The sequence below is a fragment of the Anaerococcus sp. HMSC068A02 genome (assembly GCF_001811125.1).
Taxonomy (GTDB): Bacteria; Bacillota; Clostridia; order Tissierellales; family Peptoniphilaceae; genus Anaerococcus; species Anaerococcus vaginalis_C.
Map to the genome: position 1 here is coordinate 74,218 of NZ_KV803757.1, position 12,179 is coordinate 86,396.

The window sequence follows — 12,179 nt, forward strand, 5'->3', positions numbered from 1 at the left end:
TTGGGGTTCAATTCAAACCTATCTTTTTAAAATTTTTTGAATTATTAGAGAAATTATCATTCCAAAAACTGCAATAACCACTATGGCTCCACCTGGTTTTATTCCAAGATAAAAACTTGCACTAATTCCTGTCATCATATAAATAATTGCAATTATAATTGATTTTATAAAAGTTTCTTTATAAGATTTTGAAATCAAAAGCCCACTTGCAACTGGCAAAACCATTAATGAGGAAATCATCAAAGCTCCTACAGTTTTTGTAGAAATTGCCACGGTAATGGCTGTCAAAAATGTAAAAATGCTAGAAATTAATTTTGAATTAATTCCCGCAAGATTTGCCATCAAAGGGCTAATTGAATTATACAAAAGCGGATAATATAAATAAAGGCTAAAAAATAGAACAAGAATGAAAATTACACTTACAATAATTACATCGACTCTTGTAACACTTGTGATTGAACCAAATAAAAATGATTCAAAACTTGTTCCGCCCGGTGTGAAATCTGATAAAATTCCTGCAAGTCCAATTCCAAGACTCATAATGATAGCCGTTGCCATATCGCCAAAACTTTTAAATTTTTTCCTAATTATTTCTATTGCAAAACTTGCAACAATACAAATTATTATTGAAGTAAAAACAGGATTTATTCCAATAATTAAACCTAGAGCAACTCCAGAAAGAGCTGTGTGAGATAAGGCATCTCCAATCATAGAAGTTCTCCTGTTTACCATAACAATTCCAATCATAGGAATTATTATTGCAAGCATAAGGCCAACTAAAATTGCCCTTTGCATAAATTCATAACTAAGCATCAACTATCCTTCCATTTTTTATCCTTATTTCTCTTTTAGAAAATTCCCTAACAACATCCATTTCATGACTTATCATCAAAATTGAAATTTTGTGTTTATCATTTAAGTGAGCTAGAAGTTTAAGAAAGTCTCTTTTTGATTTTTCATCAACACCAACAGTTGGCTCATCCAAAAGCAAAACCTCTGGATTATTTACCATTGCCCTTGCTATCATAACTTTTTGAGCCTGCCCTCCTGAAAGTTGATTGAAAGGAATATGCAAAAGATTTTCAATATTTAAAATTTCAAAAATATCACGAACCTTTTGATAGCATTTTTTGCTTGGTCTGTTAAAAATATTAAATTTCTTATACAAATTTAAAATTACAAATTCTTCTCCTGTTACTGGAAAGGCAAGTTTATTTGAATCATTTACTTGAGGTACATAGCCAATTTTTGAATATGCATTAAAATTTTCTATATTTGTCCCAAATAATTTAATCTCTCCCGAATTTTTTTTCAAATCCTTTAAAATTAATTTTATTAGAGTTGATTTGCCGGAGCCATTTTCTCCTTGAATAGTCAAAAAATCGCCCTTATTTAAATCAAAACTAACTTTATTTAATACTTCATCCTTGCCATAAGAAAAGACTACATCTTTAACTTCTATATCTTTCATTTATTTTAAACTACTTTCCATTATTTCAAAATTTTCTCTTATCAATTCTTGATAAGTTTTTTCATTTTTTAAATCATCATCACTTGCATATTCTATAGTATTTATAGCTTTTGCGTCAAGAGATAATTCATCTGCCAAAGTCTTTACATTTTTATCTGATCCACCTTTTTCATAAAAAATTGCAGTAATTTTTTCTTTTTTTACATAATCAATCGCATTTTTCATAGTTTTTGCATCAGTTTCACTTGTTGAAGTTATTGATGTAAGCGGAACTTGAATTAAACCATAATCACGAGCAAGATAAGAAAATGCCTCGTGGTCTACTAAGAATTTTTTATTTTCTTTATTTTCTAATTTTTTTTCATATTCTTTATCAATTTCTTCAAGCTCTTTTTTTATTTTTTCAAAATTTCCCATATAATAATCTTTATTTTCTGGATCAATTTCTGAAAGTTTTTCTGCAATATTTTTTGCTTGAATTATTCCATTTTTTGGAGATAACCAAACGTGAGGATCATATGCTCCATGATGGTGATCTTCTTCTCCATCTTCATGTTCGTGTTCTTCTTTTTCGCTATCTTCATGTTTTTCATTATCTTCATGATTATCATTATCCTCTTTTTCATCTTCATCTAAAGATTCGTGATAATGAGGAGCATCACAACAAGATTTAGGTCTATCTTCACGTTTTTTATCATGTTCTTTTTCATCTTCATGCGTATTTTCTATTAAATTAATTCCTTTAGAAGTATCAACAATTTCAACTTTTGAAGATTCTGCTATTTTTTCTTGCCAAGATTCAAGCCCTGCTCCATTTAAAAATAAAACTTTTGCTTTTGATAAATCCGCCATATCTTTTGCAGATGGTTCAAAATCATGAACTTCTGTATTCAAATTTGTAAAAGATTTTACATTAAATTTATCTCCTGCAATTTGTTTTGTTAAATTATAAATTGGATAAAAAGAAGCATAAATTGTTTCTTTATCTTTATCTTCACTTTGACTTGTTTCATTTGAATTATTTGAATTTGTATTTGATTTTTCATTATTTTTTGCACATCCTGTAACAAAAATTCCGAAAACCAAAATCATTGCTAAAATTTTCTTTTTCATTTTTCCTCCTTAATTGCAAATCATTTGCAAAGAATATTATATAGCTGTTTCATTTTTTGTCAATATGGTAATATATTTATAGAGGTGAGATTGTGAAAGCAGAAGATTTACTAAAGCAAAATGAGATTCGTGTTACTGAAAAAAGAAAAATAATTTTAGAAAAAATAATTGAAAATGATGATCCAATTTCTGCAGAAGAAATTTTAGACAAATTAAAAGAAGAAAATATCAATATGGATCTTTCAACAATTTATAGAAATTTAAATACCTTGGAAGAGATAAATCTCCTTTTAAAAAATACAAATACAGATGGTATTTCTTATTTTCAATTAAATTCTAACAATCACAAACATTTTATAAGGTGTATTTCTTGTAATAAAAAATTTATAATAGAAAATTGCCCAATCCATGAAATTGAAGAAGAGATAGAAAAAGATACTGGCTTTGTAATCAAAGGACACAGTTTTGAATTTACAGGAATTTGCCCACAGTGTCAAAAAAAAAATTAAATAAATAAAAAAGTTGATAAAGAAAATTCTTTACCAACTTTTTTATTTTAAACTCTTTTATTAAATTTTTCTTTATTAAATGCATTTACAGAGTTTGCAACTATAATTGTTCCCGATGCATCTCCTGTTGTGTTTATTGCTGTTCTTGCCATATCCAAAATTCTATCTATTCCCATTATCATAGCAATTCCTTCTACTGGAAGTCCAACTGATGACAAGACCATTGACAAAGTAACAAGTCCTACTGATGGAATTCCTGCTGTACCGACTGATGCAATCGTCGCTGTTAATATTACAGTTAAATAATCATTCAACGTTAAATCAATTCCGTAAGCATTTGCAATAAATACTACAGCTACTCCTTGCATTATTGCAGTTCCATCCATATTTATTGTCGCTCCCAAAGGGATTGTAAATGAAGAAATTTTTTTATCAACCCCAATATCTTCTAGAGTTTGAATATTTAATGGAACTGTTGCATTTGATGATGCGGTTGAAAATGCAAAAGTCATAACTGGAAAATATTTTTTTAGAAAAGCAAATGGATTTACTCTTACAAAAATCGTTAAAAGTAGCATATAAACTATCAGAAGTTGGAAAGCAAGTCCCAAAATTACAGAAATCATATATGAAAGCATAGATAAAATTACATCGTAACCAAGATTTGAAAATGTTCTTACTATTAAGAAAAATACTCCAATTGGTGCAAGTTTCATTACAGCCATTGTCATACTCATCATCAAATCATTCATTTCTGTAATTATATTTCCTAAAGTTTCCATCCTATCTTCCATAGATGCAATTAAGAGTCCAACTATAACTGCAAAAATAATTATTTGTAGCATATCGCCTTTTGCCAAAGCTTCAATAGGATTTGTTGGAATCATATTTAAAAGCGTATCTTTCATTGAAGTTTTTTCTCCAGCATCCATATTAAATTCATTTGAACCCAATTTCATATTCATACCTTTTCCAGGATTTATAATTGACGCCAAAGAAAGAGCAATAATTATTGCAAGGGCTGTTGTCAAAAGATAAAATAATACAATTCTTATTCCAACTTTTCCAAGAGTTTTTGTATCTCCCATATTTCTGCAGCCATCAGCGATTGAAAAAAATACCAATGGCACAACTAGCATTTGCATAGCTCTTATAAACATTTGACCTAATAAATAAAAAATTCCATCAATTATAATATCATCTTTAATATGACCTTTTGGAACAAAATAATGCATTACAATTCCAAGAATCATTCCACAAATTAGGGCAATAAAAATTTTAGAAGTTAAGCCTAATTTTTTATTAGATTTAGCTTTCATAACCATACTCCCTTCTCAGGTAATCTTTTAAGGCATCTTCCCAAGTTGAAAAAGTATTTTTGTCCAAAAGATTTAAAAAATAATTATCTATTCCCCTAAAGGCTGGTTCAAAATCAATTCTATCAGAATCTCTAACTTCTTCTACCTTTGCATCGATTTTTGTAATATCAATAATTTTTTGAGCAAAAGCTCTAAAGGAACAAGTTCCCTCACATGAAGCATGATAAATTCCATAGGCATTAGTTCCCATTATTGAAATCAAAAATTTTGAAAGCTCATAGGCTGATGTTGGCGAACCATATCTTGATTTTGGCACTTTAACAATACCATTTTTTGCTTGTTCAATAATTGATTCAACCAAATTATTTTCTTTTGAATAAAGTCTTGATACCCTAACTATAAAATATCTATTAGCAAAATTTTTTACAAATTCTTCTCCCAAAAATTTACTTTTTCCATAAACTGTATTTGGATTTGCCTTATCAATTTCTTTGTATGGATGAATTGTTTGTCCATCAAAAACATCTGCTGTTGATAATTGAACAAGTTTTGCTCTAACCCTATTTGACGCAATAGCAATATTTTTTGCTCCCAAAGCATTTAACAAATATGCTTTGTCAGGATCATTTTCGCATTTTAATCTATTGGTAATGCCCGAACAATTGATAATTATTTTTGGTCTATTTCTATCTACAAACAAATTTACTTCTTCTTGTTTTGTAATATCAACTTCATCTTTGTCAGTTGCAATTATTTCAGCTTCCAAAGGATCTAAATATCTTACAAGAGTCGAGCCAAGTCTTCCATGAGCTCCTGTAATCCAAATTGTATTAATTCTCATAAATTTTCCTTTCTATATTTTTTTAAAAAAACAATTATATGTTTTATTATAACATATTGCAAATTATTTTTCATTTTTGTTTGTTCTTTATCTTACATAAAAATTAATAAATAAATTAAGCAAATAAAAAAAGCTAGTTAAACTAGCTAATTTAATCCAATATCTTTTCTATAATATTTATTTTCGTATTTTATTTTTTCGCAATCATCATAGGCAATTTTTCTTGCAAGCTCTAAAGTTTTTGCTTTTGCGTTTATTGTAAGAACTCGTCCGCCATTTGTTAAAATTTTTCCATCTTCTAATTTTGTTCCATTGTGGAAAATAATTGAATCTTTTACATCTTCAAGTCCACTTATTTCTTTATTTTTTTCATATTTTAATGGATAACCATCTGAAACAAGAATTAATGATAGAGAATAATCATCTGACCATTTTATGTCTTCTTTTTTTAGATTTTTATCAAGAGTTTTTTCTATAATTTCTACAAGGTCTGATTCAAGTCTTGGCATTAGGGTTTCTGTTTCTGGATCTCCAAATCTTACGTTAAATTCTAATATTTTTGGTTTATCTTTATCAATCATAAATCCAATAAACAAAATTCCATTGTAAGAAAGTTTTGAATCATCCAGTCCTTTTTCAATTTGCTTTAAAATTATTTCTATATTTTCCCCTGTTTTTTGCGAAAATTTACTTGGAGAATATGTGCCAACTCCTCCAGTATTTGGACCTTTGTTTCCATCGTAAATTTGCTTGTGGTCTTTGCAAGTTTCTAATGGAAATAATTTATTGTTTGACACCAAACACAAAAGTGAAGCTTCTTCGCCTTTCAAAAATTCTTCGATTACAACAGTTTTTCCCTCATCGCCAAATATTTTTTTATTAAAAATATCATCAAGACTTTCTTTAGCTTTTTTTTCGTCTTCGCAAATTATAACGCCTTTTCCAAGACAAAGCCCATCAGCTTTTATTACTAAAGGATAGGAAAAATCTTTTAGGGAATTTAAGGCATTGTCAAAATTTTCAAAAGATTTATATTTTGCTGTCGGTATCTTATATTTTTCTAGGAAATTTTTGGTAAATTTTTTTGATTTTTCAAATTTTGCACATTCTTTGTTTGGACCAAAAATTTTAAGATTATTTTTTTCAAATTCATCAACAATTCCCATACACAAAGGATCTTCTGGTCCTACAATTGTAAGATCAATTTTTTCTTTTTTAGAAAAATCAACCAAGGATTTTATATCTGTTGGTTCGATATTTATATTTTTGCAAAAAGAATTAGTGCCAGCATTTCCTTTTGCCATAAATATTTGGTCTACTTTTTTTGATTGTGAAATTTTCCAAGCAAGTGCATGTTCTCTTCCACCATTTCCAATTATTAAAACTTTCATCAAAAACTCCTATTTTTTTACGAAAACCTTATTATTTTTTATGTAAAATAAATCATCACAAAAATCTTTTACTGATTTTATCAAAATCTCGTGTTCTTTTTCCAAAACATTTTTTGCTATATCATCGATTGTATCTTCTTGGTCAATTTTTACAATTTCTTGATAAATTATTGGACCATCATCTGCATCTTTTGTAACAAAATGGGTAGTTGCTCCAGTAAATTTTACTCCTTTTTCATAGACTTTTTCATGAACCTTTCTTCCATAAAATCCCATCCCACAAAATGATGGTATAAGGGATGGGTGGATATTAATAATTCTTGACTCGAACTTGTCAATTATTTTTTGAGGTAAAATTTTAAGGTAGCCTGCAAGAACAACAAGATCGATTTTTTCTTTTATTAAAGTATCAAGCAAAATATCATTATCTTTGCAAACCAATGTTTTAATTGAGGCATTTTTTGCTCTTGTAAGTCCATAGGCATTTTCTTTATTTGAAATTACTACAGATATTTTTCCATTAATAATTTTATTTTGACAAGAATCAATTATAGCTTGAAGATTTGTTCCTGAGCCTGAGATCAAAACTGCAATTTTTTTAGAATTTGAGGTCGATTTTTTCATCATTTTCTATAACCTCTCCAAGATCTAAAAGCTCATCTTCATCAATTATTTCTTTAACTTTTTCAATATCATTTTTATCGACTGCAAAAACAAGTCCAACGCCCATGTTGAAGGTTTCGTACATATCTTTTTTGTCAAGCTCTCCCCATTTTTCTAATAGTGAAAATATTTTTGGAAGAGGAATATTTCTCACATCAATTTTTGCACAAAGTCCATCTGGAATCATTCTTGGAATATTTTCATAAAATCCACCACCAGTAATATGGCTTAGGCCATTTATTTCAATTTTTTCAAGAAGATCTAAAATTTCTTTCACATAAATTTTGGTTGGTTTTAATAATTCTTCTCCAAGACTTGTATCAAGTCCTTCAATTTTTTCATCCAAAGATAATTTTTCTTTTTCTAAAACAATTTTTCTTACAAGAGAATATCCATTTGAATGAATTCCTGAAGATTTTAAACCAAAAATATGATCGCCTTTTTTAATTTTTTGTCCAGTAATTATTTTTTCTTTATCAACTATTCCCACACAAAATCCTGCAAGGTCATAGTCATTTTCCTTATAAAGACCTGGCATTTCTGCAGTTTCTCCGCCAATCAAAGAAGAATTAGCTTGAAGACAGCCATCAGCTACTCCTTTTACAATTTTTTCCATTTTTTCTGGAACAAGTTTGCCACACGCTATATAATCTAGAAAAAATAAAGGCTTTGCTCCTTGGCAAAGAATATCATTTACGCACATTGCCACGCAATCAATTCCAATTGTATCGTGCTTGTCCATCATCTGAGCAAGCATAACTTTAGTTCCAACTCCATCTGTCCCTGAAACCAAAACTGGATTTTTTATATTTAAATTTTCCAAACTAAATAGACCAGAAAATCCTCCAAGTTTGCTCAAAACATTTTCTGATTGAGTTTTTTCTACTAATTTTTTTATAAGTTCGACTTCTTTTTGACCGTTAGCTACATCAACTCCAGCGTCTTTATAATTTATTGGCATTTTATATCCTTTCTAAAGGGTTATATCCATTAAAACAATTTTCGTAATATGTTTTATTTCCACAAGCTTGTCTTAATCCTTCTAGGGAAATAAATCCCAAAGAATCTGCTCCTATAATTTTTCTAACTTCTTCTACACTTCTGTTGTTGCTAATTAAATGATCTTTGTCTGGCACATCAAAGGTAAAAGTTTCTTCTTTTGTCACTTGAGGAGATGCAATCCTAATGTGGACTTCCTTTGCTCCTGACTCTCTCAAAATTTCTATTACTCTTTTTATAGTATTTCCTCTTACAATAGAATCATCCACAAGAACAACTCTTTTTCCTTCAATAAGATGTTTTATTGGATTTAATTTAATTCTTATTCCTTTTTTTCTCATTGAATTTGTTGGAAGAATAAATGTTCTATTTATATATCTATTTCTTACGATTGCTCTTTCGTATTTTATATTTGATGCACGCGAAAATCCAACAGCTGAAATCAATCCACTATCAGGACTTCCAACAACAATATCCGCATCAACAGGATGTTCTTTGTAAAGAATTTCTCCCATTTTAATTCTTGCATCATAGACGCTAACACCATTTATTGAAGAATCTGGTCTTGCAGTATAAACAAAATCAAAAATGCAAGGAGAATTAGAAAGCTCTTTTGCAAAATAGGATTCTTCTGCCTTATCATCAACTATATAAATTTCTCCTGGTTTTAATTCATGACAAAGTTGCCCATCAATTGATTCAATCACACAAGATTCGCTTGCAACTATATAAGAATCTTCTTTTTTACCAACGCAAAGATTTTTAATTCCATAAGGATCTCTAATCGCAATCATCCTATTTCCATTTACTAGAATAATAGAATAAGCTCCCTTTAAATTGTTTATAAATTGTATAATTTCATCTATATTATTCGAATTTAATTTATTTACAACATCTTCAGGACTTGTTTCATCAAGAAATTTTCCATCAATTGCAATCAAATTTTTAAAATTTGAATTTTTAGGATAAAATAACCATGGCATGGGCATAAGAGACTTATCATCTTCAGCAAATCTATATTTTACATATCCAAGACCAACATTTCCTGCAAGAGTTGAAATATTATCTAGGCTAATATTGTTGGCAATTTCTCCCTTACCTCTAATTTCTGATAATTTTTCATGAGCAAGAAGTGATATTCCCATTGACTCTTGGCCTCTATGTTGGATTGCATAGAGGCCAGAGTATAATTCGGGAAAAACATTTTTATATTTCTTTTTTGAAAATATTCCTACAATTCCACTCATTTATTTGCCTTATATTCATATTCAGAATTATCTATAGTTTCTTTCATTTTTATTCTCATATCCTTTAATTTTTCTCTTAAAGAATCATATTTTATTGCAAGAATTTCTGTAGCCAAAATTGCAGCATTTTCTCCTCCTCCGATTGCAACAGTTGCAACAGGAACGCCACTTGGCATCTCAACTGTAGAAAGTAAAGCTTCAAGTCCACCAAGATGAGATGATTTTGCAGGAATTCCAATTACAGGTCTTATTGTCAAAGCTGCAATTACTCCAGATAAATGAGCAGCCTTTCCAGCAATTCCAATATAAACTTCACTTTCATCTTCGCTTTCTTTTACATATTTTTCTAAACTTTTTAAAGCTCTGTGAGCAGAAATTACTTTGACTTCATAATCAATTCCAAATTCAATTAATTTTGAAACAACCTTATCAGCAATTGGACTATCAGACAAAGATCCCATAATTATAGAAACTTTCATATAAACTCCTTATTAAAGTCCCAAATATTTTGACAATTCCATAGGTTCAATATAAGTTCCATCTTTGTAAGCTCTCATATTTCCACCAGAAACTTCATCAATCAAAACAACTTCTCCGCTTGAAGCAAGTCTTCCCCATTCAAATTTTATATCATACAAATCAAGTCCATATTCAGCCAAAATATCTTTTACAAGTCTTGCAACTTTTTTATTTTCTTCAATTATTTTTTTGTATTCATCATGAGATAAAATATTTAATTCAACCAATCCATCTTCAGTTATAAGTGGATCTTCGCGATCATCATCTTTTAAAGTAATTTCAGAATAAGCATCAAGATCTTGTCCTTCACTTGCATAAAGACCATATCTTCTCATAAAAGATCCAACAGCTTTAAATCTTGTAATAACTTCTAAACCTTTTCCAAAAACTGTACATTTTTCAATTTCCATAAGATTTTTATCAAGGTCCGCTCCAAGATAATGAGTTTTTACACCAGCCTCATTTATTTTTTCAAAGAAAAATTTAGAAACTTTTAGACACTCTTGACCAGCGCCTTCTTTTTCTCCAGCAACTTGATTTCCACCAGTATCAAATACTCCATCAGTACCAGTCATAGTATCCTTAAATAAACAAAAATATTTTCCATCATTTTCAACCAAATTTTTTGTCTTACCTTCGTAGATTGTATGCATTTTTTTCTCCTTAAAAATTTTTACAAAAAATAAGCCCAGAAGGACAGGCTACGAAACCTATCCTCCTGGGCTTTTGTCCCTCTGGTGTAATACTAAAAAATATCCGTACCGCTCGGTCTTGAAAAAAACAGATCCCTAGGTACACTTTCGCCCATTTCAATGAGCCTATTCTTCGTTCAAATTCATAATACCAAGGTAAATTTTAATTGTCAAGAAAGTTTTTTGATAAATTTTAATATTTTTCATTTACGACTTGTAATTCATTATATTTATAATAAGATAATATTAATTATGAATAAAGGAGCAAAAATGTCAAAAATAAAAAATATTATTATAGCAATTCTTTTAGCCGTTTGTTTATTGTTTTCATTCAATTATTTTTCTTCAAAAAATGAAAATAAAATAGACAACAAATTAATAGAAAATAGAATAGAAAATGCAAAAGAGCTAACAAGTTTAAAATATTCCTACACAAATATGGGACAATTTGAAAATTCAAATAAATTTTATGGCTACGATATACCATTTACCCAAAAGAAATTTATAGTTTCTTATGATGGAATGATTTCTTGTGGAGTAGATCTTGAAAAAATGGATGTAAGAGTTTCAGGAAAAACTATAAACATAAAATTACCAAAATCAAAAATTTTATCGCACGAAATTTATGAAGATTCCCTAAAAATTTTCGACCAAAAAACTTCAATTTTTAATCCAATTAAAGTTGAAGACTACAATGACTTTGCCAAAAATCAAAAAAAATCAGTAGAAAAAAGAGCAATAGACAAAGGAATCTTGATAGAAGCCAACAAAAAATGTGAAAAAGCAATAAAAGATATAATCAACATAGACAATAGTCTTGAAGATTATACAATAAATATACAATTTAAATAAGGGTTCGCCCTTATTTTTTTGTGCTATAATATACTTATGAAAGGTGGTAATATGAAAATATATTTAGGTTGTGATTTATTTACAGAAGGACAAAGATGGCAAGCACTAGAAATTCAAAAGGCACTTGAAAATGAATTTTCAGATATAGAAATTTATAATCCCGCACAAAATTTAGAAATAAATGATAAAGATGCAGGCTTTACATCAAATTACGATATACTATTAGCAGACTACGAAAGACTTAAAAATGCAGATATATTAGTAGGATTGATGGACACACAAGATTTAGGCCTTGCAGCAGAGATGGGAATAGCATTTGAAAAAGGTCTTCAAATTTTTCAACTCTACACAGATATAAGACTTGGAGGAAATGACAAAGAAGATAAATTTCCACCAATGAAAAAAGACATATTTCAAAATGATTTTTTATATATAAACAAACTTGTAACAGGACTTTCTTACGTAGATAAAAATGGAAATAAATTCAAAAAACCAAGAATTTATAAGAAAAAAGAAGAATTGATTGAAGATTTAATTACTTATATAAAAGAAAATAAATAAAA

General features: G+C 28.8%; 14 protein-coding genes. 3 read left to right on the top strand and 11 right to left on the bottom strand.

Annotated elements, in window-relative coordinates:
• Window positions 1–18 precede the first annotated feature (18 nt).
• Genes HMPREF2782_RS05005 through HMPREF2782_RS05015 form a run of 3 tightly spaced genes read right to left on the bottom strand, consistent with a single transcriptional unit; the run spans window position 19 to window position 2,584 of the window.
• On the bottom strand, window positions 19–813 hold the full coding sequence (locus HMPREF2782_RS05005) for a metal ABC transporter permease (RefSeq protein ID WP_070641333.1): 795 nt from the start codon (window positions 811–813) through the stop codon (window positions 19–21).
• Window positions 806–1,471, bottom strand: coding sequence for a metal ABC transporter ATP-binding protein (locus HMPREF2782_RS05010; RefSeq protein ID WP_004838312.1), 666 nt, complete (start codon window positions 1,469–1,471; stop codon window positions 806–808). Before HMPREF2782_RS05010 ends, HMPREF2782_RS05005 begins: the two co-directional genes overlap by 8 nt.
• Window positions 1,472–2,584 (bottom strand): metal ABC transporter substrate-binding protein, encoded by a 1,113-nt coding sequence (locus HMPREF2782_RS05015; protein WP_070641335.1) that lies wholly within the window; start codon window positions 2,582–2,584, stop codon window positions 1,472–1,474.
• 92 nt (window positions 2,585–2,676) lie between these two features.
• Between HMPREF2782_RS05015 and HMPREF2782_RS05020 the strand changes: the two genes are divergently transcribed.
• The gene (locus HMPREF2782_RS05020) at window positions 2,677–3,093 is read left to right on the top strand and encodes a Fur family transcriptional regulator (RefSeq protein WP_070641337.1); all 417 of its coding nucleotides are present in this window, start codon (window positions 2,677–2,679) and stop codon (window positions 3,091–3,093) included.
• A gap of 47 nt (window positions 3,094–3,140) precedes the next feature.
• Here the strand turns inward: HMPREF2782_RS05020 and HMPREF2782_RS05025 are convergent, their stop codons facing one another.
• From HMPREF2782_RS05025 to HMPREF2782_RS05060, 8 genes are all read right to left on the bottom strand, one after another.
• Window positions 3,141–4,412 (bottom strand): dicarboxylate/amino acid:cation symporter, encoded by a 1,272-nt coding sequence (locus HMPREF2782_RS05025; protein WP_070641394.1) that lies wholly within the window; start codon window positions 4,410–4,412, stop codon window positions 3,141–3,143.
• Window positions 4,402–5,253, bottom strand: a complete 852-nt coding sequence (locus tag HMPREF2782_RS05030; protein ID WP_070641339.1) for an SDR family oxidoreductase — start codon at window positions 5,251–5,253, stop codon at window positions 4,402–4,404. Before HMPREF2782_RS05030 ends, HMPREF2782_RS05025 begins: the two co-directional genes overlap by 11 nt.
• A gap of 146 nt (window positions 5,254–5,399) precedes the next feature.
• Window positions 5,400–6,644 (bottom strand): phosphoribosylamine--glycine ligase, encoded by a 1,245-nt coding sequence (gene purD, locus HMPREF2782_RS05035; RefSeq protein ID WP_070641341.1) that lies wholly within the window; start codon window positions 6,642–6,644, stop codon window positions 5,400–5,402.
• A 9-nt stretch (window positions 6,645–6,653) separates the two neighbouring features.
• On the bottom strand, window positions 6,654–7,271 hold the full coding sequence (purN, locus tag HMPREF2782_RS05040) for a phosphoribosylglycinamide formyltransferase (RefSeq protein WP_070641343.1): 618 nt from the start codon (window positions 7,269–7,271) through the stop codon (window positions 6,654–6,656).
• Window positions 7,243–8,268 carry a phosphoribosylformylglycinamidine cyclo-ligase gene (gene purM / locus HMPREF2782_RS05045; RefSeq protein ID WP_070641345.1) on the bottom strand — a complete coding sequence of 342 codons (1,026 nt, stop codon included), beginning with the start codon at window positions 8,266–8,268 and terminating at the stop codon, window positions 7,243–7,245. The genes purN and purM overlap by 29 nt, the downstream gene beginning before the upstream one ends.
• 1 nt (window position 8,269) lies before the next feature.
• On the bottom strand, window positions 8,270–9,553 hold the full coding sequence (locus tag HMPREF2782_RS05050; protein ID WP_070641346.1) for an amidophosphoribosyltransferase: 1,284 nt from the start codon (window positions 9,551–9,553) through the stop codon (window positions 8,270–8,272).
• Window positions 9,550–10,032: a 5-(carboxyamino)imidazole ribonucleotide mutase gene (gene purE / locus HMPREF2782_RS05055; RefSeq protein WP_070641347.1), complete on the bottom strand. Its 483-nt coding sequence runs from the start codon at window positions 10,030–10,032 to the stop codon at window positions 9,550–9,552. Before purE ends, HMPREF2782_RS05050 begins: the two co-directional genes overlap by 4 nt.
• 12 nt (window positions 10,033–10,044) lie before the next feature.
• The gene (locus tag HMPREF2782_RS05060) at window positions 10,045–10,725 is read right to left on the bottom strand and encodes a phosphoribosylaminoimidazolesuccinocarboxamide synthase (protein WP_070641348.1); all 681 of its coding nucleotides are present in this window, start codon (window positions 10,723–10,725) and stop codon (window positions 10,045–10,047) included.
• Between the two features lie 309 nt (window positions 10,726–11,034).
• On the opposite strand from HMPREF2782_RS05060, the gene HMPREF2782_RS05065 reads away from it, so the two are divergent.
• Complete coding sequence (locus HMPREF2782_RS05065; protein ID WP_373880583.1) at window positions 11,035–11,616, top strand: DUF4230 domain-containing protein; 582 nt, start codon at window positions 11,035–11,037, stop codon at window positions 11,614–11,616.
• A gap of 51 nt (window positions 11,617–11,667) precedes the next feature.
• Entirely contained in the window at window positions 11,668–12,177 is a 510-nt protein-coding gene (locus tag HMPREF2782_RS05070; RefSeq protein ID WP_070641350.1) for a nucleoside 2-deoxyribosyltransferase, read from the top strand.
• The last annotated feature ends 2 nt before the right edge of the window (window positions 12,178–12,179 follow it).

Bases quoted from the DNA above. Each gene is read 5' to 3' on its own strand.
- HMPREF2782_RS05005 (WP_070641333.1), bottom strand. From the start codon at position 813: ATGCTTAGTTATGAATTTATGCAAAGGGCAATTTTAGTTGGCCTTATG.
- HMPREF2782_RS05010 (WP_004838312.1), bottom strand. From the start codon at position 1,471: ATGAAAGATATAGAAGTTAAAGATGTAGTCTTTTCTTATGGCAAGGAT.
- HMPREF2782_RS05015 (WP_070641335.1), bottom strand. From the start codon at position 2,584: ATGAAAAAGAAAATTTTAGCAATGATTTTGGTTTTCGGAATTTTTGTT.
- HMPREF2782_RS05025 (WP_070641394.1), bottom strand. From the start codon at position 4,412: ATGAAAGCTAAATCTAATAAAAAATTAGGCTTAACTTCTAAAATTTTT.
- HMPREF2782_RS05030 (WP_070641339.1), bottom strand. From the start codon at position 5,253: ATGAGAATTAATACAATTTGGATTACAGGAGCTCATGGAAGACTTGGC.
- purD (WP_070641341.1), bottom strand. From the start codon at position 6,644: ATGAAAGTTTTAATAATTGGAAATGGTGGAAGAGAACATGCACTTGCT.
- purN (WP_070641343.1), bottom strand. From the start codon at position 7,271: ATGATGAAAAAATCGACCTCAAATTCTAAAAAAATTGCAGTTTTGATC.
- purM (WP_070641345.1), bottom strand. From the start codon at position 8,268: ATGCCAATAAATTATAAAGACGCTGGAGTTGATGTAGCTAACGGTCAA.
- HMPREF2782_RS05050 (WP_070641346.1), bottom strand. From the start codon at position 9,553: ATGAGTGGAATTGTAGGAATATTTTCAAAAAAGAAATATAAAAATGTT.
- purE (WP_070641347.1), bottom strand. From the start codon at position 10,032: ATGAAAGTTTCTATAATTATGGGATCTTTGTCTGATAGTCCAATTGCT.
- HMPREF2782_RS05060 (WP_070641348.1), bottom strand. From the start codon at position 10,725: ATGCATACAATCTACGAAGGTAAGACAAAAAATTTGGTTGAAAATGAT.
- HMPREF2782_RS05065 (WP_373880583.1), top strand. From the start codon at position 11,035: ATGTCAAAAATAAAAAATATTATTATAGCAATTCTTTTAGCCGTTTGT.
- HMPREF2782_RS05070 (WP_070641350.1), top strand. From the start codon at position 11,668: ATGAAAATATATTTAGGTTGTGATTTATTTACAGAAGGACAAAGATGG.